The organism is Pseudomonas sp. GL93 (genome assembly GCF_003408955.1).
Taxonomy (GTDB): Bacteria; Pseudomonadota; Gammaproteobacteria; order Pseudomonadales; family Pseudomonadaceae; genus Aquipseudomonas; species Aquipseudomonas paracarnis.
On the sequence record NZ_NKRF01000119.1, the window covers coordinates 67,632 to 86,930 of the forward strand.

The following is a 19,299-nucleotide window of genomic DNA, read 5'->3' on the forward strand; positions in this document are numbered from 1 at the left end:
GTGGAGCTGATCGACACCCACACGCACCTGGACTTCGAGGACTTCGACCAGGATCGCCCGCACGTCCTCGCCCACAGCCGTGAACTCGGCGTGCGGCGCCTGGTGGTGCTGGGGGTGTACCAGAAAAATTGGCAGCGGCTGTGGGACTTGGTGCAACAGGACGAAGGCTTGTTCGCCGCCTTCGGCTTGCACCCGGTGTATCTCGATGAGCATCGCCCCGCAGACCTGCTGGAGCTGGGCGACTGGTTGACGCGCCTGCATGGCCACCGGCAACTGTGCGCCGTGGGCGAAATTGGCCTGGATTACTTTCTCGAACAGTTGGACCACGAGCGCCAGCAACAGTTATTTGAAGCCCAGCTGAAACTCGCGGTGGATTTCCAACTGCCGGCCTTGCTCCACGTTCGCCGCAGCCACGCCGCCGTGATTGCCACCCTCAAGCGCATCCGCGTGCCCAGAGGCGGCATCATCCACGCGTTCGCTGGCAGCGCTGAAGAGGCGCGCGAGTACATCAAGCTGGGGTTCAAACTGGGCCTGGGCGGCGCTGCCACCTGGCCCCAGGCGTTGCGCATGCACCGGGTACTGGCGCAGTTGCCACTCGACGCCGTGGTGCTGGAAACCGATGCGCCGGATATGGCCCCGGCCATGTACCCCAACCAGCGCAATAGCCCGCAGCACCTGCCAGACATCTGCACGGCCCTGGCCGAGCGCATGGGCACCCGCCCTCTATTGCTGGCTGAGGCGAGCACACGCAATGCGTGCGAGCTGTTCAACTGGTAGCGGACTGATCACCTGCAACCTCAAGATCATTGTCTGTCGATGGCGCGCATAGCGCACCACTAGCAAATGGATCAGCACGGCGACCAGCGAAACGTTCAGTTGCCCGATCACACTGAGCAGCCCCAACCATTCAGCGAACAAGGCCACCAGCAAGGTCACGCATGTCAGCATGATCATGCTCGGACGTACCAGCGCCCATTGGTCCAGGGCCTTGAACTGGCGCAACTGCTTGACGCACTCCAACTGCAAACCGCAGTGGCAATACGTACAGTCAAACGGCACATCAATGGCAATGGCATTCAGTTGCCAAGGCTTGAGTTCAAACGTCATGTCGCACTGGGCGCAATGCCCTTTGATACCGATTGCAGCGGCCATCGTTTTGTCTCCTCGTGACCGTGACGGATGAAATAAATTTTCACCTATTCACGCCGCGATAAAACATGCCCAGGTAAATCAAGACATCGACCACAGGGTCGGTAGCTACATCCTTCAGAACCTCCCTACACCCGAAACGCACCAATCAATTGCTTCAACTCAACCACCTGGATTGCCAACTGCCGACTGGCCGCTTCCGTGTGCTGGGCGCCTTGCGCCGCATGTTCGCCGGCGCGGTTGATTTCGACAATATTCTGGTCGATGTCCTGGGCGACCGCCGTTTGCTGCTCCACGGCGGCGGCGATCTGCTGGTTCTGGTCGACGATCATCCCGACCGCTCCCAGGATATTTTCCAGGGCTTGCTGGACTTTTTCCGACTGCCCCACCGTGCCATTCGCCATTTCATGGCTGCTGCCCATGGCCTTCACCGCCGCACCGACGCCGCTGTGCAAGCGGCTGATCATCTGCTCGATTTCCTCGGTGGAGTGCTGGGTGCGCCGAGCCAGGGTGCGCACCTCGTCGGCCACCACCGCAAACCCGCGCCCTTGGTCACCGGCGCGCGCGGCTTCGATGGCCGCGTTGAGCGCCAGCAGGTTGGTCTGCTCGGCAATGCTCTTGATCACTTCCAAAACGCTGCTGATGGACTGGCTGTCGGCAGCCAGTTGGTTGATCACCCGCACCGACTCGTCGATCTCCGCCGCCAGGCGCGCGATGCCGCCTTGCTGGGATTGCACCAGCGCACGCCCGGTGACCGTTTCATCATTGACGCTCTGGGCACTGCTGACCGCCGCCGCCGCGCTACGCGCCACCTCCTGGGCGGTGGCGGACATCTGGTTCATTGCCGTCGCCACTTGTTCGATCTGGCTACGCTGGCCGGACACCGCCTGGTTACTCTGTGCCGACACCGCCTGCACCTGGCCGGCCTGCAACTCCACCTGGCTGACCGTATGCCCAACGCGCTCGATCAGGTCATGAATCTTGGCCACGGTGCCATTGAACACCTGGCCCAAATCCCCTAGTTCGTCACGGCTTTGAGCCACGAAGGTGACCGTCATGTCCCCCGCCGCCACTTTGTCCATCATCGCCCCCAGGCGGCGCAAGGTGGTGCGAGTGGAAACAAAGAAACCGGCATAGAGATAGAAAATCAGCGCAAACACCGCCGCCAGGGCCACGATCAGCAACACCATGTGCAGGCGGTTTTGCGCCAGGCGCTGCTGCAACTGCTGCCCGAGGAACGCCAGGGTGGCGTCATCCAACTGATAGGTCTTGGCCATTAGTTGGCTGACGCCGTCATAAAACCCCTGCCAAGGCGCGTCGAGGGTCTCGGCCATCACCACCTGCTCTTCGAAAAATTCACTGCCTTGCTTAAGGCTCGCCTGGCTGGCTTGCGCCGAGACGTCGAGGGCGGCGTGCGCGGCCTGGCTGGCGCCCAGCGCGTCCTGCAGCTTCAGGCCATATTCACCATGAAGTTTTTCCAGCTGCTGCAGCAGTTCGTCAAAACGGGTGCTGGAGGACGAATTGATAAAGCCCTGCCCCAGGGAATACGCGCCCATCGCACGGCCTTCACCCAAGGCCTGGGTGACTTGAGGGGTGACGGTGGTGACCAGGTCACTGAGCTGGCGCAGATCACTTTGCGGATCACGGCTCAAGCCGGCTTGGCTGGCAATAATCTGGCTGAACATCTGGGCCTGGTTGAGTAACTTGCCGATCAACGCCGCCTTGTTGAGCAACGAGGTTTCCTGTTGCTGAGCCTTGAACGCAGCGATCAGCTCATCGCGCTTACTGTCGAAGACGGCAACGTGCTCGGGCTGGGTCGCGATGGCGCGCAAGCCCTGCAAGCGCTCCACTACACTGGCTTCCAAGGCGCTGATCCTGGTCTCCAGGTCTGCCGCTTTGCCAGACTGGCCGAGGGTGGCGTTGATCTGTACCTGGTTGTTGAGGGTTTCCAGCTCGCGACGCAACGCCAGGCTGCTGCCAAGCAGGTCAAGGCTTTGCAGTTCGACGCGGGTGCCCTGGTATTCGCGCCACGAATCGCGCACCAGGTAATAGTTGGTCGCCAGCATCGGCAGCAGGAACAGCACGCTGATCAGGCTGAACTTCATGCCGAAGCTCAGGCGGTTCATCAGCGCGACGGCGGGATAGAGCAAGCTCTTCACAGGTGACCTCCCCTTCTTTTATTTTTATTGAGGCGCAGGGCGGCGGCAGATAGCCACTATTTGGCGCTCTATCTGTATAGCTCAATTCGAAAGGGAGTTTTGTAACGTAAGGTTAACGGCGTGTCTGGAGGCCAAATGTGGCAAGGGGAAAGCCCTAACGCCATGTAGGAGCGAGCTTGCTCGCGAAAAACTTAACGACGCCGCGTTTATTCAGGAAGCACGCGTTATCGTTGACGTTTTTCGCGAGCAAGCTCGCTCCTACCATCAGGGCAACACCGTCCAGATGGCAAACCCGGCATACCACAGCACCGCCGCACGCAGCAGCAGCTCCCACAGGCGATCCAGGCTGTTGATGCCATCGGCCCCCACCACGGGGGGAGGAATTTCCGCGGCGGCCAGGCCGACTTTGTCCATCAGTTGGGCAGCGCTGATGTCCCAGCTCAGCAGTTCGTGGAGCATCACCCGGCTGACCCCGACGAAATTGCCCACCAAGGCAAAGCTGGCCGCCAGCAGGCGTACCGGCAACCAGTCAAACGCGTGGCGCAATTGCGTGGCGCGCTCGGCCACCAAGGGGTTCTGGCTGTTTTCGCTGGCCAGCGCCAACAGGCGGTACGCCAGGGCGGCCACCGGGCCCAGCAGGAAATACCAGAAAATCACCGCGAAAAAGCTTTGATACGCCTGCCACAGCAGGTAGCCCTGGACACGCTCCAGCAGTTGCTCACCACTGTCGGCGCCAAGCTTGAGGTCGCGTTCGGCCACATGCTCGGCCGCTTGCAGGTCACCGCGCCGCCAGGCATCGCGAAACGGCCCCAGCCCTGCCAATAGATCGCCACGGCCCAGGCTGTAGATCACCACCAGCAAGTGCACCGGCAATGCCAACAGGCCATAGGCCACCGGCTCCAGGACCAGCAACAACAACGCCAGCAACGCCACCGGCAGCAGCACCAATACCAGCAGGATCAACCAGGGCCGCTGGCCCATGCGCGGACTCGATTCCAGCTTGGCCAGCTCACGCAGCCATCCACCGTCGCGCTGCAACCGCAGGCGCAAGGCCGAGAACTTCTCGATCCATACCGCCAGCACCAACACCAGGAAACTCATCGTTCGTGTCCTCCATCCTGCAGGGCGCTGCGAAAGCGCATCCAATCAAAAGCGGGGCCCGGGTCGGTCTTGCGCCCCGGAGCGATGTCGCTGTGACCACAAATACGTTGATGGGTGATCGCGGGGTAAGCGGCCAACAGTTGGCGTGCCAAGTCGATCAACGCCGCATACTGGGCATCGGTGAACGGTAGGTCATCCGTGCCTTCCAGCTCGATTCCCAGAGAAAAATCGTTGCAGACCTCGCGCCCCTCAAAGACAGAAATACCGGCATGCCAGGCCCGATCACGGCACGAAACAAATTGCGTCACAGTGCCGTCACGTTCAATCAGAAAATGCGCAGACACCCGTAGGCTGGCAATCCCTTCAAAGTAGGGATGTTCTGATATATCCAGGCGGTTCTGGAAAAACTCCTGCACCTTGCCGGTGTTGAACTGCGCCGGGGGCAAACTGATGTTATGCACCACCAACAGCGAGATTTCGCCTTCAGGGCGCTCGTTGAAGTTGGGCGAAGGGCAATGACGAATGCCCTGGCACCAACCGCTGGCGGGGTCCAACTGCATACAGGCTCCTTGAGTGAGACGAGGTGTGACCAGTATGCCGCGTTCCACCCTGCGGTTGCGATCACTTGCCGCGATTGAGTTGCCGCAGGTCGCCCACCACGACGGCCAGCGCACGTTCGAACAGCGGGCCATCGTCCAAGGTGTGCAGGACGTCCTGCTTGAATGCCAGGGCTAACTGGCCCGCGCTTTTCTCCAGCACCTTGAGGCCCGCTCGGCTGACAAAAATATAGGTATCGGCGGGCGGCATGATTGCGGTCAACTTGCAGCGCAGGTTACCGGCTTCATTTTGCTGCAACGCTACCCAGTCACCGACTCGCAACTGCTGGGCCTTGAGCAGGTCGGGGTCATCAGAGGTTAATGGTTCGTCGGCAGCCGGCGGGCCAGCCCACAGGGCAAAAGGCTCACGGACTTCCACCAGCACCTCGCTGTCGAGCGGCTCGACATGCATGGCCTGCAACCGCAGGAAAAACTCGCGAGTACTGAACGGATCGAACGCCGCACCGGCCAACCCGCCACGCAATGCCTTGAGCAGCCCAGGTAATTGCTCAAGCAAACGCCGGCCCGCTTCGGTGTCTTCACGCAGGCCCACGCTCCAGACCAACTCATCCAGGGTACGCAGCGACGTTTGCCATTGCAGCGATTGTTCACCGTGCTTGAGAACGGCCACTAACAGCACCTGGCTCCAGGCCTGCTGCACAAATTGCAGCACCGATTGCGGCAAGGTTTTGCCCGCGAGCCGCCGATTGAGCACCTGCGCGACACGCTGGCGCGCCACCTCGATATGCAGGCGCTCTTGCTCGACGTCACGGGTATGTCGCTCAAGTTGCTCGCTGCGCGTGCGCTCTTGAGCTGTAAACGCACTGAACGTGGTGAGCAGCGAGGTGAAAATCGCCGGGTCCTCGACGAACTCATTCAACAAACGCTGTACCAGTTGCTCGATACACAGGTAGAGGTTGTCCCGTGGGTGGTCATGGGGCGGGCTCCAGCCGATGACGGCGCTCGCGATGTCATTGAGCAAGCGCCGCGCCGGATGCTCCGCGCAACTGAACAGGCTCTTGTCCAGCACCGCCACTTTCAGCAGCGGGATCTGCAAGCGAGCGATCAGCGCCTTGAAAGCGTCCGGCACACTGCTGTCATCGAGCATGAACTCGAACAGCATGGCGACCAGATTGATCACATCTTCGTCTGCTTCCTCTAATACCCGCGACTTGCCACTTTTGACACTGACCCGGGTGAGCAACTGCTCCAGCTGGTTGCGCAGGTCGAAATCGTCCTCGCTCTCCGGCTCCGGTACATACTGTTGCAAATGCGACAGCAGCCGCAGCAGATCGCGGGTGGCAATGGGTTGCGGTTCGGCACTGGCTTCAAGGGTCGGAGCCACGCTGCCACGCACGGCTACCAGCAACTTCTGCAAGGCGCTGAACGCTTGCTGGCCGCTTTTATCCAGCGGCGGGTCGGCCAGCGCTTGGCTGGTGCAATGCTGGTGCTCCCGGGCCGCACGCCCGCCGGCTCGACGGGACGGCACCGCCTTGAGTTCCGGCAATACGCCAGTGGCGATCAGTAATTGGTTGGCCTCGCCATACAACAGGTCGGCGTCACTGAGCACGTATTTCTCAAACAGCTTGAGCATGACCAGCTTGACGCGGATTTCCACCCCCAGGCTGCGCCCTGCTTGCAGGAAAAACTCGCACAGCCGCGCCGGACCCAAGGGGTTTTCAGGATCATCCAGGCGCCTGCCGAGCAGTTCACTCATGCGCGCGCTCAATTGCCCCAGGGCCAAGCCATCACGATGCCGAACCCGACCGAGCATCGCCTCCAGGGCCACGGCTTTTTCCACGTCATCCGCGCTGGTGCCGGGTACCGCCTCATAAGACACCACCGGCACCAGGTGTGCCCCGCTGCACCGGGCCTGGCCCAGGTTGGCGAACGCCACGAACAGCTGCTCCATGAACACGCGCTCGAAGTTCTTGCGCTTGAGGCGCAGGTCGCGCATGGCCTCGAAAAAAATATGATGGTCGACGGTGCTACGGGCCTTTTCGGCCATTTCGAACAGGGTGTCGTCGGCGTTATCGAACAGTTCCTGCAACCCCTGTTGCAGCTGTTGTGCAGCCTTGTCACGCACCTGCAGCAACACCACCGGCAGGCGCGCGAGCGGCGATGGCGTGGCCTGTGCCCTGTTGATAGGCACCACCTTCCCGTCATTGTGCATCCTGGCCTCCTGAAACGGCGGTTTTGAGAGGTGGAAGACGGGCGCAGGCCCGGCAGGCACTGCAAACATCCCGTTCACCACCAAGACGTCAAAGCTATGACGCCAATTGCAAGGCGCGAGATTATCTTGCAAACGAGGGCAGTTGCGCCAGCCCACTCTGACTTTGTGCGGTAAATGAGTGGCGAGCCTGGGTTAGAACGCATGCTGGCCCTATAATCGAGGCACTTTGTTTGTGGAGCCTGTTATGCCGAACCTCCGTCTTGCCGACCTCACCGCCGAAATCGAAGCCAACGTGCGCCGCGCACTGCTGGAAGACATCGGCAGTGGTGACATCACCGCGCAGTTGATCCCGGCCGAACGGCTGGCCAAGGCCACGATCATTACCCGTGAGGCGGCTGTTATCGCCGGCACGGCGTGGGTGGATGCAGTGTTTCGTCAACTGGACCCACGGGTTGCCGTGCACTGGCAGGTGGCTGACGGTGAACGGGTGAGCCCCAACCAGGCGTTGTTCCACCTTGAGGGCCCTGCCCGCTCGCTGCTCAGTGGTGAACGTTGCGCGTTGAATTTTCTGCAATTGCTGTCAGGGGTTGCGACCCGTGCGCAATTTTTGGCGGACTTTGTCGCCAGCACCCAGGTCAAGCTGCTGGACACCCGCAAGACATTGCCGGGCCTGCGCTTGGCGCAAAAATATGCGGTGACCTGCGGCGGTTGCCACAACCACCGTATCGGGCTGTATGACGCGTTCCTGATCAAGGAAAACCACATCGCCGCCTGCGGTGGTATTGCCCAAGCGATCACCGCCGCCCACAAGATCGCCCCGGGCAAGCCGGTGGAAATCGAAGTGGAAAGCCTGGAGGAATTGCGCGAAGCCCTGGCGGCGGGTGCCGACATCATCATGCTGGATGAACTGAGCCTGGAAGACATGCGCGAAGCCGTGCGCCTGAACGCAGGCAAGGCCAAGCTGGAAGCCAGCGGCGGGATCAATGAAACCACCTTGCTGCCTATCGCTGAAACCGGCGTGGACTACATCTCCATCGGTGCTATGACCAAGGATGTGAAAGCGGTGGACCTGTCGATGCGCCTGAGTATCTAAGAAACCATGCAGGGCCGGGCGATTGTGGCGAGGGAGCTTGCTCCCGCTGGAGTGCGCAGTGCTCCCAAACCGTTCATCGACGTACACCTGACGTATTTCGATCACCCAATTTGGGGCTGCTTCGCAGCCCAGCGGGAGCAAGCTCCCTCGCCACAACAAGCCCGCCGTGCTTAGACGACGAGGTTATTCATCTCGCAGTACTCGTCCCAATCGACACCCAGCACTTCGGCGGCCTCTTTGTGCAAGGCCAACCGCGCGGCTTCGAACTCTTCGGGTGTCGAGGTGTACTTGAGGGTCAGCTCCCAAGGCTGGTAGCCCTGGCTCTCGGCCTCATCTTCAAATGCCCACTGAATCTGGTCGCGCTGATCGTCGGCACTCAGGTCCTTGATCTCTTCTTTAAGCTGCGGCGTCGCTTCAAGGTAGTGCTTGAGCGCTTGTTCGTGCCGTGCTTCCTGGGTCATCTCAGTCGTGGTCATGTTGTTCTCTTAGATCGAGGAATGGGGATGCATCTGGGTCTTCAAGGTTGGGCAGATACAAAAGAGCGGGCGCAAATGCCCGGCTCACCTGGCCTTCAGAACCATTCTGGGATCATCTGAAAACATTGCCGTTGAAACAGTGGTGCCTGTGGTGCCCGAGACAGGAATCGAACCTGCGACCTTCGCGTTACGAGTGCGCTGCTCTACCGGCTGAGCTACACGGGCGGTGGGCTAAAGCTAGCACTGCATTGGGCATGCAGCAACTTGCTCGCTCACCGCCCGGCGACTGTCACGCGCCGTGGGCGCCGCAGCCCTTGGCAGCGTATTGCGGCTCTACCGTGGTGGCACAGCTCCAGCCGGTGGTGGCGCTGCGGGTCAAGGTGATGGTCTTGCCGAGCACGGGCGCGGGCGCATCGAGGATTTCACAACGCAGGGTACCGGCGCCCGAGGCCACATCGCCTGTCACTTCGATGGTGCAGTTGGCGGTAGGGCTTGTGCCCCCGATGAGGGCCAGGGTCGGCACGGTACCTTGGTTGATAGCGTCCTCGTAGCCAGCCTTTAGAGCGCTGATTTCAGCCAACCCCGCCGTGAACTTGGCCTTGGCCTGGTGCTTGGTGTACATGGGCAGACCGATGGTGGCCAAAATGCCGATGATTGCCACGACGATCAATAACTCGATCAAGGTAAACCCTTTTTGACGCATCTCTTTCACTCTCCAGAATAGAACCATGACAAGGCGCGTCCTGCGCCCCGCAGTGTGCAACGGCGTCAGTGTACTCATCCCCACGCAGTCCATGGCCTGCAAGACGCACAATCTGACATTTTATCGCTCAGCGCCAGCCTGCCCGCATCCGCCATCTGACTAAGCTATAAATTCTTCACGACCTGGGTGCGCCAACCTCACATGAACGACACGTCGACAATTTATGCCTGGGAAGGCATCAACCGCAAAGGGCGCCGGGTTTCCGGACAAATCGCCGGCCATAACCTTGCGCTGATCAAGGTACAACTGCGCCAGCAAGGGATCTGCCCTGAGCGTGTGCGCAAGAAAACTTGCGCACTACCGGCCTTCAAGGCGCGAATAACGCCTGTGGATATCGCCCTGTTCACTCGCCAGTTGGCCACCTTGCTCAAAGCCGGCATCCCGCTGCTGCAAGCCTTCGACATCATCAGCGAAGGCGTCGAAAACCCACAACTGCGAGAACTGGTGAAGGCGTTGAAACAGCACATTGCCAGCGGACACTCCTTGGCCGCTGCCCTGCGCCAATATCCCCGTTACTTCGATGAGCTGTATTGCAATCTGGTGGCAGCTGGCGAAATGGCTGGCGCCCTGGAAACCTTGCTCGAGCGCGTGGCGATTCATTTGGAAAAAAGCCAACGGCTCAAAACCAGGATCAAGAAAGCCATGACCTACCCTGTCGCGGTACTGGTGATTGCCACAGGGGTGAGCACAGTGCTGTTGATTCACGTTGTGCCGCAGTTCCAGAACCTGTTCGCCGGGGTCAACGGCCAATTGCCGGGGTTTACTCTGGGAGTCATTGCACTGTCAGAACTGTTGCAACAAGCGTGGTGGATGCTGGCGCTGGGCGTGGGCGCCATAATGGTCGCTGGGCATCATGCCTATCGAACTTACCCGGGGTTTCGCCATTGGTGGGCGGCGGGTTTGTTGAAAGTGCCCGTGGCAGGCAAACTGCTGCACAAATCTGCGGTTGCTCGCTACGCTCGCACACTTTCCACCACCTTTGCGGCGGGCGTCCCTCTGGTACAGGCATTGGGTTCGGTGGCCGGCGCCGTCGGCAATGGCCCCTTCAAACAGGCAATCGAACGTATGCGCCACGATGTATCCACAGGCATGCAGTTGAATCAATCGATGCATAACAGCGGCCTGTTCCCAGGCATGGCGATCCAGATGACCGCAATCGGGGAGGAGTCCGGCACCCTGGACCGCATGCTGGAAAAAGTCGCGAACCACTACGAGTCAGACGTGGATACTTTGGTCGACAACCTCACCAGCCTGATGGAGCCGCTGATCATGGTTGTACTGGGAGGCATTGTCGGAGCGCTGGTAGTCGCCATGTATCTGCCGGTGTTCCAATTGGGGACGGCATTTTGAGCCTGCTGCTGAGCGAACATCCCTGGGCGTTTGCGGGCCTGGCGTTGGTGTTGGGCCTGATCGTCGGCAGCTTCCTCAATGTGCTGGCGTGGCGCCTGCCAAAAATGCTCGAGCGGGAATGGCGTGCCCAGGCCCATGAGATTCTCGACTTGCCAGCCGAGCCCGGTGGGCCGGCCTATAATCTGATGCACCCGAACTCCTGCTGCCCGCACTGCAATCAACCGATTCGGTCTTGGGAAAATATCCCGGTGCTCAGCTACCTGCTGCTCCGGGGGCGTTGTGCCCACTGCCGCGAGCCCATCGGCCTGCGTTACCCCCTCACCGAACTCGCGTGCGCGCTGATCTCAACCGCTGTCGCCTGGCACTTCGGCTTCGGCTGGCAAGCCGGCGCAGTGATGCTGTTGAGTTGGGGCTTGCTGGGCATGAGCCTGATTGATCTGGACCACCAACTGCTGCCGGATGTGCTGGTGCTGCCGCTGCTATGGCTGGGGCTGATCCTCAACAGTGCTGACCTGCTGACGCCCCTGCCCGATGCTGTGTGGGGCGCGGTCATCGGCTACATGAGCTTGTGGTGCCTGTTCTGGCTGTTCAAGCTGGCCACCGGCAAAGACGGCATGGGCCATGGCGACTTCAAGTTATTGGCCTTGCTGGGAGCCTGGGGCGGCTGGCAGATTCTGCCGATGACCCTGCTGATGGCCTCACTGTTGGGCGTGTTTGTCGGGCTGATCCTGCTGCGTTTGCGTAAGGCCCAGGTGTCAGCGCCGATGCCGTTTGGCCCCTGCCTGGCAATTGCCGGCTGGATTGCATTGCTCTGGGGTGGTCAAATAACCGACTTCTATTTGCAGTCTGTCGGTTTCAGATGACCACTTCTGTTGCAACACCCTGGATTCTTGGGCTCACGGGCGGCATTGGCAGCGGCAAAAGTGCTGCGGCCGAGCACTTTATCAAGCTGGGCATCGACCTGGTGGATGCCGATCACGCCGCGCGCTGGGTCGTCGAACCTGGCCGCCCGGCCCTGGCACGCATCGCCGAACACTTCGGCAGCGACGTGCTGCAAGCCGACGGTCAACTGGACCGTGCCGCGCTGCGCAAACTGATCTTTGAGGTCCCGCAAGAGCGCCTGTGGCTGGAAGCCTTGCTGCACCCGCTGATCGCCGAGGAAATTCGCAGCCACCTGGCACGCGCCCAATCGCCCTACGCGATCCTGGTGTCGCCACTGCTGATCGAGTCCGGGCAGTACAGCATGACCCAGCGCATCCTGGTGATCGACGTGCCGCAATCGCTGCAGATTCAGCGTACCCTGCAGCGCGACGGCATCAGCGAACAACAGGTGCAGGCAATTCTCAAGGCCCAGTCCAGCCGCGAAGACCGCCTGAACCATGCCGATGACGTGCTGGTCAACGATAAGGACCTCGCCTGGCTGCACGGCGAGGTCGAGCGACTGCACCACTTTTACCTTACTTTGCGTGGAGGCCGATCATGAGCCAACCCTTGACCGTCGACTGCCCAACCTGCGGTGCACCCGTGGAATGGAAAGCGACCAACCTCAACCGGCCGTTCTGCTCGGACCGTTGCAAGCTTATCGACCTGGGTGCCTGGGCCGCTGAAGAACACAAGATTCCCGTGGCCCCGGACGCCGAAGATGAACTGTTTTCCGAAGACCTGCCGCCGCGCCACTAAGGCCGCATAAAGGCATATTCCTGCTGGTCGTCGAGATTTTCTGCAAGGTATTGCAACTCGTCGGCCAGGTCTTCAAAACTGCGTACACCCTTGCTTTGCTGCACCACTGCACTGAGCATGGCGCGCAAAGTCAAGCCGGGGTCAAAACCGATTTCCTGCGCTGCATCCTGGCTTCTGCGCAACTCCTGCCGTGCCCACTCGTACACACTCATGATCCGTGCTCCTGAAAATTTTGCAGAGCATGGACCCGCGCCGCTGCCTGGCATTTGACCTGGATCAACGCCGCGAATCGTCGTCCTTCCACGGCGCCGAGAGGTAGCGAGTACGGTTGAAGGTCTCCAGCCATTCCGGGCAAAACACCACCAGCGCGCTGATGACCATGCCGTTGATAAAGGCTTCGGGAAAGATGATCAGCCACAGGTAACCGACAAAATCCTCCAGCCATTCAGGCATCGCAAAAAGGCCGTCGAACCACAGCAGGCCCAGGCCGGCCAACAGGCACAGCAATGCCGAGAGTGCGGCCGCAAAAAAGCCCGAACAGAAGATATACACAAAGGGGTTTCGCGGCTGAGCCCGCTCTACCAACAGCGCGCACCCTTCGGTGACCAACACCGGCAGCACGATCAGGAGCAGGCCATTGACGCCAAGCGCGGCCAGATCCTCGCGCCCCAACAGCATCAAGCCAAGCTGGGCGGCAAAGCCACCGACGATTGCCAGCGGCCAATCCAGCAGCAAGGTCACGGCGGTCATGCCGATAAAGTGGTAGGACACGCCGGTATCGAAATCCCGTCGCACCAGCCACAGCATGAACAGCGCGAACACCGTGCCGAACAGCAAGTGCTGGCGCCGACGGTCGGCAAACAGCTCCAGCCATGGCGAGCGCAGCATCGCCCACATCAACACGGGCGCATACACCAGCCAGCCGAGGCCGAGCGTCTGGGGTGCCAGAACCGCTGCACTGATCACGGATGCTCTGCCTTTATCAAAAACCTCATCACACACCTCGTCCCTGGGCCTGCTACACATCAGCATTCTACACCCGCGTTTTAAGGCAAGACTTCCTGTGGTCATCATTTGAACGCTAAGCTGCGACTATGGATGACTCAGATTATTTGCGCCTGCTCACCGTAGCAGCCGAACAAGCCAATGCGTTTCTGTCCAATGCCCGCAAGTGGGAGCGTGAGCGTTGGGTCTGCCAGCGCCTGCTGCAAGGCTTGAACGTGCCCTACCGCGTCGAAGAGTTTCACGCTGCGGGCCAGGAGCCGCCCGACGTGTTGTTTCGTGACGCCAGCTTCGAGGTCTTTTTTGTGCTGGACGAGGGCCGACGCCTGAACGACGAGTGGCGCGATGAGCTGCTGCGCAGGCGCAGTGCTTTCTCTTTAAGCCAACTGGTACGGCGCGAAGCCAAGCCACGGCGAATTCCCGCCCATGAGTTCCTGCTGCGCCTGGCCCCCACACTGCGTAAAAAAGCCCACAACTACAAAGAACGCGGCATGGACCTGGGGGAGTTGGACCTCATTGCGTTTACCAGCCTAAAGCGCGAAGTACTGGACCTCAACAGCCATTTTCCGCCGCCGACCGAATACCTGCGCCAGGGCTGGCGCTCGCTTTCACTGGTGGGGCCGACCTTCGCCCGGGTGCTGTTTGCACATCCCGACGCGCCGGACTTCTTGCGCAACAACCTGGGGCGCAGCATAGTGTTTGATGTCGGCATCAGCCTTTGATGCCCTGGCTGTAACGTGGCGCCCCTTTGCAACGTCTACCTGACGAGGCCTTTATGACCAGCCGCCTGAAACCCGATGACCAAGAGCGTGTCGAAGAGTACCTGCGACTTTCCCAGAACAGAGTCGAGCGCAAGCCTTTCCGGCCGTGGCTGCTCCTCTGCGTGGTGCTGGTAGTGGTCATCGGGCTCGGTGCGCTGAGCCGCCTATTGAGTTACCTGACGCTATGAGCCGCCTGGCGCTCGCGAGGGTAACTGCTCCGATTTCTTTTAGCCTTGCGAGATATCCCCATGACCCATCGTATTATTATCGTCGGCGGCGGTGCCGGCGGCCTGGAGTTGGCTACCCGCCTGGGTAAGACCCTGGGCAAGCGTGGCAAGGCCAGCATCACGCTGGTCGACACTAACCTGACCCACATCTGGAAGCCGTTACTGCACGAAGTGGCCGCCGGCTCACTGAACTCATCTGAAGACGAACTCAACTATGTTGCCCAAGCGAAATGGAACCACTTCGAGTTCCAGCTAGGGCGCATGAGCGGGCTTGATCGTGAGCAGAAGAAAATCCAGCTGGCCGCCACCCTCGACGAAGAAGGCCGCGAACTGGTGCCTGCCCGGGTGCTGGGCTACGACAGCCTGGTGATTGCGGTAGGCAGCACTACCAACGACTTCGGCACTGAAGGCGCAGCGCAACATTGCCTATTCCTCGACACCCGCAAGCAGGCCGAGCGCTTCCACCAGCAATTGCTCAACCACTACCTGCGCGCCCATGCCGGGCAGACCGACGCCGTCGAACAGATCAGCGTCGCCATCGTGGGCGCCGGTGCCACCGGCGTTGAACTGGCCGCCGAGCTGCATAACGCCGCCCACGAGCTAGCCGCCTATGGCCTGGACCGTATCAAGCCGGAAAACATGCACATCACCCTGATCGAAGCCGGCCCGCGAGTACTGCCTGCACTGCCGGAGCGGATCGGTGGGCCCGTGCACAAGACCCTGGAAAAACTAGGGGTGACCGTACTGACCAACTCGGCGGTCAGTGAAGTGACCGCCGATGCCTTGATCACCAGCAGCGGCCAGGTGATTCCGGCCAGCCTGAAAGTATGGGCGGCCGGTATCCGCGCGCCCGGTTTCCTCAAGGACATCGATGGCCTGGAAACCAACCGCATCAACCAGCTGCAAGTCCTGCAAACACTGCAAACCACCCGCGACGAAAATATCTTCGCCTTTGGTGATTGCGCCGCCTGCCCGCAGCCGGGCACCGACCGCAATGTGCCGCCACGGGCCCAAGCGGCTCACCAACAGGCCTCATTGCTCGCCAAGTCGCTGAAGCTGCGAATTGAAGGCAAGGAACTGCCGACCTACAAGTACACCGACTACGGTTCGCTGATCTCGCTGTCGCGCTTTTCCGCGGTGGGTAACTTGATGGGCAATTTGACGGGCAGTGTGATGCTGGAAGGCTGGCTGGCGCGGATGTTCTACGTGTCGCTGTACCGGATGCACCAGATGGCGCTGTATGGGTTCTTCCGCACGGCGATGCTGATGCTGGGCAGCAAGATCGGCCGCGGCACCGAGCCACGCCTTAAATTGCATTAACAACCTGGTCTCGAAGGAGACCTGGTAAATGTGGGAGCCCGCTCCCACATTTGTTTTGCGGAGAATTCAGGATTCGCGCACACAAAAAAAATCCCCGTATCTTTCGATACGAGGATTTTTAATATGGTCGGGGTAGGGGGATTCGAACTCCCGACATCCTGCTCCCAAAGCAGGCGCGCTACCGGACTGCGCTATACCCCGGTAATAAAAAGGCGACCTTTCAGTCGCCTTCTTCGATCAGCGCTTTTGGCCTCTGATCTTAAGATTCGATCCCAGCGTTAACTGGTCTCAAAAATGGTGGGTCGTGTGGGATTCGAACCTACGACCAATTGGTTAAAAGCCAACTGCTCTACCAACTGAGCTAACGACCCAAATATGGTCGGGGTAGGGGGATTCGAACTCCCGACATCCTGCTCCCAAAGCAGGCGCGCTACCGGACTGCGCTATACCCCGGTTTGAAATTGGCTCCGTGACCAGGACTCGAACCTGGGACCCAATGATTAACAGTCATTTGCTCTACCGACTGAGCTATCACGGAACTACATATTTCAAAGTTACTGCTGTGTTGCTTCCTCTTCGACCCTGTCCGTATCGCTACGTTAGCGTCTCTGAGGCGCGCTATTCTACAATCTTAAAAACCCCTGTCAACCCTTTAAATTGCTTTTAAGACAATGATTTGCGCTTCTTTCTGATTTCTTCTTGGGGAGAAGAAACCCGTGGGCTGACGTTGCTGCGGGGCGCACTTTACAAGCCTTTGCCTTACAGTTCAACGCCCTATCGAAAAAAAAGGCCCCGCAATGCGGGGCCTTCTCTGGCTGCGCCAAGCACAGGCCTTAATGGAAGACGATTTCGTCGTCTTTCACCGTCGCCGTGACGCGGGTGCCAGGCATAAAGCTGCCCGACAGAATCAGCTGCGCCAGTGGGTTCTCGATCCAGCGCTGGATCGCACGTTTGAGTGGCCGTGCGCCATATACTGGGTCGTAACCGACCGCGATCAGCTTGTCCAACGCTTCGCTGCTCAGCTCCAGGTCCAACTCGCGCTCGGCCAGACGGCTACGCAGGCGGCCTAACTGGATTTCGGTAATACCCGCGATCTGATCCCGCGCCAGAGGCTCGAAGATCCCCACTTCGTCGACCCGGTTGATGAACTCCGGACGGAAGTGCGTGGTCAACGCGTCCATCACCGCCGCACGCTGGGCTTCACGATCACCCACCAATTCCTGGATCTGTGCCGACCCCAGATTGGAAGTCATCACGATCACCGTATTGCGGAAGTCCACCGTGCGCCCGTGGCTGTCCGTCAAGCGACCATCTTCCAGCACCTGCAGCAAGATGTTGAACACATCCGGATGCGCCTTCTCGACCTCATCCAGCAGGATCACCGAGTAAGGCTTGCGCCGCACGGCTTCGGTCAGATAACCGCCCTCTTCGTAACCCACATAGCCTGGTGGCGCACCGATCAGACGAGCCACCGAGTGTTTCTCCATGAATTCGGACATATCGATCCGCACCATGGCCTCTTCAGTATCAAAGAGGAACTCGGCCAGGGCCTTGCACAACTCGGTCTTACCCACGCCGGTTGGGCCGAGGAACATGAACGAGCCACTTGGACGGTTCGGGTCGGACAAACCTGCCCGCGAACGCCGTACCGCGTTGGAGACCGCCACCACCGCCTCTTCCTGGCCGATGACGCGCTGATGCAATAGGCTTTCCATCTTCAGCAACTTGTCGCGCTCGCCTTCGAGCATCTTCGACACGGGAATACCGGTCCACTTGGAGACCACTTCGGCAATTTCTTCCTCGGTCACCTTGCTGCGCAGCAACTGGTTCTCAGGCTTGCCATGCTGGTCGACCATCTGCAGGCTGCGCTCCAGGTCCGGGATCACCCCGTACTGCAACTCGGCCATGCGGTTCAGGTCACCTTTACGGCGCGCCGCTTCCAGTTCCTGGCGGGACTGCTCGATCTTTTGCTGGATCTGCGCCGAGCCCTGTACTTCGGCTTTTTCCGAGGTCCAGATTTCTTCGAGGTCCGAATACTCGCGTTCCAGGCGGACAATTTCTTCCTGAAGTTTTTCCAGGCGTTTCTTGGCCGCTTCGTCTTCTTCTTTCTTCAGCGCCTGGGATTCGACTTTCAGTTGAATCAGGCGGCGATCCAGGCGATCCAGCACTTCCGGCTTGGAGTCGATCTCCATACGGATGCGGCTGGCCGCTTCGTCGATCAGGTCGATAGCCTTGTCCGGCAACTGGCGATCGGTGATATAGCGGTGGCTCAACTTGGCCGCCGCAATGATCGCACCGTCGGTGATCGCCACCTTATGGTGGACCTCATAGCGCTCTTTCAGGCCACGCAGGATCGCGATGGTGTCTTCTTCGCTCGGCTCTTCCACCAGTACTTTCTGGAAGCGACGCTCAAGGGCTGCGTCCTTCTCGATGTACTGACGGTATTCGTTAAGCGTGGTCGCACCGACGCAGTGCAACTCACCCCGCGCCAAGGCGGGCTTGAGCATATTGCCGGCGTCCATGGAGCCTTCGCCCTTACCGGCGCCAACCATGGTGTGCAATTCGTCGATAAACAGAATGATCTGTCCTTCCTGCTTCGACAATTCGTTAAGTAGAGATTTGAGGCGCTCTTCGAACTCACCGCGGAACTTGGCACCGGCAATCAGCGAGCCCATATCCAAAGACAGCAGGCGCTTGCCTTTGAGACCGTCCGGCACCTCACCATTAATGATGCGCTGGGCCAGGCCTTCGGCAATCGCGGTTTTACCCACGCCAGGTTCACCGATCAACACCGGGTTGTTCTTGGTGCGACGTTGCAACACCTGGATGGTGCGACGGATTTCGTCGTCACGGCCGATCACCGGGTCGAGCTTGCCTTCTTCGGCACGCTTGGTCAGGTCGACGGTGTATTTGTCCAGGGCCTGGCGCGACTCCTCGTGGTTGGGGTCGTTGACCGCTTCGCCGCCACGCAGGTTGTTGATGGCGTTTTCCAGGGCTTTCTTGCTCACGCCCTGGCCCAGCAACAATTTGCCGAGTTTGCTGTTGTCGTCCATGGCGGCGAGCAGCACCAGTTCGCTGGAGATGAACTGGTCACCTTTCTGCTGGGCCAGGCGGTCAGCCTGGTTGAGCAGGCGCGCCAGATCCTGGGACATATTCACGTCGCCGGTGGGATTCTGGATTTTCGGCAGTTGGTCGAGCTCTTTGCTCAACTCCTTGCGCAGGCTATTAACGTCAAAGCCCACCTGCATCAGCAAGGGTTTGATAGAACCACCTTGCTGTTCCAGGAGCGCCTGCATCAAGTGCGCAGGCTCAATGGCCGGATGGTCGAGGCCCACCGCCAAGGATTGAGAGTCGGACAAGGCCAACTGTAATTTGCTGGTTAAACGATCAATACGCATTAGTCACCTTCCTTTTGAGCAGGCCGGAGCTATGAACAAACACATCCTGAA

At 59.9% G+C, this 19,299-nt stretch carries 19 protein-coding genes, 5 tRNA genes and 1 pseudogene; 9 read left to right on the forward strand and 16 right to left on the reverse strand.

Annotated elements, in window-relative coordinates:
• Window positions 1-777 carry a TatD family hydrolase gene (locus tag CER19_RS25010; RefSeq protein WP_116668363.1) on the forward strand — a complete coding sequence of 259 codons (777 nt, stop codon included), beginning with the start codon at window positions 1-3 and terminating at the stop codon, window positions 775-777.
• Here the strand turns inward: CER19_RS25010 and CER19_RS25015 are convergent.
• The 6 genes and pseudogenes from CER19_RS25015 to CER19_RS25035 all read right to left on the reverse strand — a co-directional run bounded on the left by CER19_RS25015 (window position 724) and on the right by CER19_RS25035 (window position 7,178).
• A complete protein-coding gene (locus CER19_RS25015; protein WP_116668364.1) occupies window positions 724-1,152 on the reverse strand; it encodes a hypothetical protein in 429 nt (142 codons plus the stop codon). The genes CER19_RS25010 and CER19_RS25015 overlap by 54 nt on opposite strands.
• Before the next feature lie 125 nt (window positions 1,153-1,277).
• A complete protein-coding gene (locus tag CER19_RS29490; protein WP_371921563.1) occupies window positions 1,278-2,207 on the reverse strand; it encodes a methyl-accepting chemotaxis protein in 930 nt (309 codons plus the stop codon).
• Window positions 2,184-3,275 (reverse strand): annotated as a pseudogene (locus CER19_RS29495) (methyl-accepting chemotaxis protein); the annotation flags it as partial. The pseudogene CER19_RS29495 and the gene CER19_RS29490, both read right to left, overlap by 24 nt.
• Before the next feature lie 297 nt (window positions 3,276-3,572).
• The gene (ampE, locus tag CER19_RS25025; RefSeq protein ID WP_116668366.1) at window positions 3,573-4,409 is read right to left on the reverse strand and encodes a regulatory signaling modulator protein AmpE; all 837 of its coding nucleotides are present in this window, start codon (window positions 4,407-4,409) and stop codon (window positions 3,573-3,575) included.
• Entirely contained in the window at window positions 4,406-4,969 is a 564-nt protein-coding gene (ampD, locus tag CER19_RS25030) for a 1,6-anhydro-N-acetylmuramyl-L-alanine amidase AmpD (protein ID WP_116668367.1), read from the reverse strand. The genes ampE and ampD overlap by 4 nt, the downstream gene beginning before the upstream one ends.
• 61 nt (window positions 4,970-5,030) lie before the next feature.
• Entirely contained in the window at window positions 5,031-7,178 is a 2,148-nt protein-coding gene (locus CER19_RS25035; RefSeq protein WP_116668368.1) for a DUF1631 domain-containing protein, read from the reverse strand.
• A 244-nt stretch (window positions 7,179-7,422) separates the two neighbouring features.
• Here CER19_RS25035 and nadC point away from each other — a divergent pair, with 244 nt between their 5' ends.
• The gene (nadC, locus tag CER19_RS25040; RefSeq protein WP_073523961.1) at window positions 7,423-8,271 is read left to right on the forward strand and encodes a carboxylating nicotinate-nucleotide diphosphorylase; all 849 of its coding nucleotides are present in this window, start codon (window positions 7,423-7,425) and stop codon (window positions 8,269-8,271) included.
• A 170-nt stretch (window positions 8,272-8,441) separates the two neighbouring features.
• Here the strand turns inward: nadC and CER19_RS25045 are convergent, their stop codons facing one another.
• The 3 genes from CER19_RS25045 to CER19_RS25055 all read right to left on the reverse strand — a co-directional run bounded on the left by CER19_RS25045 (window position 8,442) and on the right by CER19_RS25055 (window position 9,450).
• On the reverse strand, window positions 8,442-8,747 hold the full coding sequence (locus tag CER19_RS25045) for a DUF6388 family protein (RefSeq protein ID WP_034126255.1): 306 nt from the start codon (window positions 8,745-8,747) through the stop codon (window positions 8,442-8,444).
• Window positions 8,748-8,896: 149 nt separating this feature from the next.
• Window positions 8,897-8,972, reverse strand: a tRNA-Thr gene (locus tag CER19_RS25050).
• Between the two features lie 64 nt (window positions 8,973-9,036).
• On the reverse strand, window positions 9,037-9,450 hold the full coding sequence (locus tag CER19_RS25055; RefSeq protein WP_116668369.1) for a pilin: 414 nt from the start codon (window positions 9,448-9,450) through the stop codon (window positions 9,037-9,039).
• A gap of 201 nt (window positions 9,451-9,651) precedes the next feature.
• Between CER19_RS25055 and CER19_RS25060 the strand changes: the two genes are divergently transcribed.
• The 4 genes from CER19_RS25060 to yacG are packed head-to-tail and all read left to right on the forward strand — an operon-like array spanning window position 9,652 to window position 12,540.
• Window positions 9,652-10,860: a type II secretion system F family protein gene (locus CER19_RS25060; protein WP_116668370.1), complete on the forward strand. Its 1,209-nt coding sequence runs from the start codon at window positions 9,652-9,654 to the stop codon at window positions 10,858-10,860.
• Window positions 10,857-11,723: an A24 family peptidase gene (locus tag CER19_RS25065; RefSeq protein WP_116668371.1), complete on the forward strand. Its 867-nt coding sequence runs from the start codon at window positions 10,857-10,859 to the stop codon at window positions 11,721-11,723. The genes CER19_RS25060 and CER19_RS25065 overlap by 4 nt, the downstream gene beginning before the upstream one ends.
• The gene (gene coaE / locus CER19_RS25070; RefSeq protein WP_032903992.1) at window positions 11,720-12,343 is read left to right on the forward strand and encodes a dephospho-CoA kinase; all 624 of its coding nucleotides are present in this window, start codon (window positions 11,720-11,722) and stop codon (window positions 12,341-12,343) included. Before CER19_RS25065 ends, coaE begins: the two co-directional genes overlap by 4 nt.
• On the forward strand, window positions 12,340-12,540 hold the full coding sequence (gene yacG, locus CER19_RS25075; RefSeq protein ID WP_003188437.1) for a DNA gyrase inhibitor YacG: 201 nt from the start codon (window positions 12,340-12,342) through the stop codon (window positions 12,538-12,540). The genes coaE and yacG overlap by 4 nt, the downstream gene beginning before the upstream one ends.
• On the opposite strand, the gene CER19_RS25080 is transcribed toward yacG, so the two are convergent.
• Window positions 12,537-12,752 carry a hypothetical protein gene (locus CER19_RS25080; protein ID WP_003171680.1) on the reverse strand — a complete coding sequence of 72 codons (216 nt, stop codon included), beginning with the start codon at window positions 12,750-12,752 and terminating at the stop codon, window positions 12,537-12,539. The genes yacG and CER19_RS25080 overlap by 4 nt on opposite strands.
• A gap of 64 nt (window positions 12,753-12,816) precedes the next feature.
• Window positions 12,817-13,506, reverse strand: a complete 690-nt coding sequence (locus CER19_RS25085; RefSeq protein ID WP_116668372.1) for an energy-coupling factor ABC transporter permease — start codon at window positions 13,504-13,506, stop codon at window positions 12,817-12,819.
• Between the two features lie 128 nt (window positions 13,507-13,634).
• On the opposite strand from CER19_RS25085, the gene CER19_RS25090 reads away from it, so the two are divergent.
• The 3 genes from CER19_RS25090 to CER19_RS25100 are packed head-to-tail and all read left to right on the forward strand — an operon-like array spanning window position 13,635 to window position 15,850.
• Window positions 13,635-14,264, forward strand: a complete 630-nt coding sequence (locus tag CER19_RS25090; RefSeq protein ID WP_003188431.1) for a DUF1780 domain-containing protein — start codon at window positions 13,635-13,637, stop codon at window positions 14,262-14,264.
• A 53-nt stretch (window positions 14,265-14,317) separates the two neighbouring features.
• Window positions 14,318-14,491: a DUF3094 family protein gene (locus CER19_RS25095; RefSeq protein ID WP_116668373.1), complete on the forward strand. Its 174-nt coding sequence runs from the start codon at window positions 14,318-14,320 to the stop codon at window positions 14,489-14,491.
• A gap of 60 nt (window positions 14,492-14,551) precedes the next feature.
• Window positions 14,552-15,850, forward strand: a complete 1,299-nt coding sequence (locus tag CER19_RS25100; protein ID WP_014716868.1) for an NAD(P)/FAD-dependent oxidoreductase — start codon at window positions 14,552-14,554, stop codon at window positions 15,848-15,850.
• 124 nt (window positions 15,851-15,974) lie between these two features.
• Here the strand turns inward: CER19_RS25100 and CER19_RS25105 are convergent.
• The 5 genes from CER19_RS25105 to clpB all read right to left on the reverse strand — a co-directional run bounded on the left by CER19_RS25105 (window position 15,975) and on the right by clpB (window position 19,248).
• Window positions 15,975-16,051: transfer RNA gene (locus tag CER19_RS25105), tRNA-Pro, on the reverse strand.
• A gap of 94 nt (window positions 16,052-16,145) precedes the next feature.
• A tRNA-Lys gene (locus CER19_RS25110) sits at window positions 16,146-16,221 on the reverse strand.
• Between the two features lie 5 nt (window positions 16,222-16,226).
• Window positions 16,227-16,303, reverse strand: a tRNA-Pro gene (locus CER19_RS25115).
• Between the two features lie 9 nt (window positions 16,304-16,312).
• Window positions 16,313-16,388 (reverse strand) — tRNA-Asn (locus tag CER19_RS25120).
• 295 nt (window positions 16,389-16,683) lie between these two features.
• Window positions 16,684-19,248 carry an ATP-dependent chaperone ClpB gene (gene clpB / locus CER19_RS25125; protein WP_116668374.1) on the reverse strand — a complete coding sequence of 855 codons (2,565 nt, stop codon included), beginning with the start codon at window positions 19,246-19,248 and terminating at the stop codon, window positions 16,684-16,686.
• Window positions 19,249-19,299: the final 51 nt, after the last annotated feature.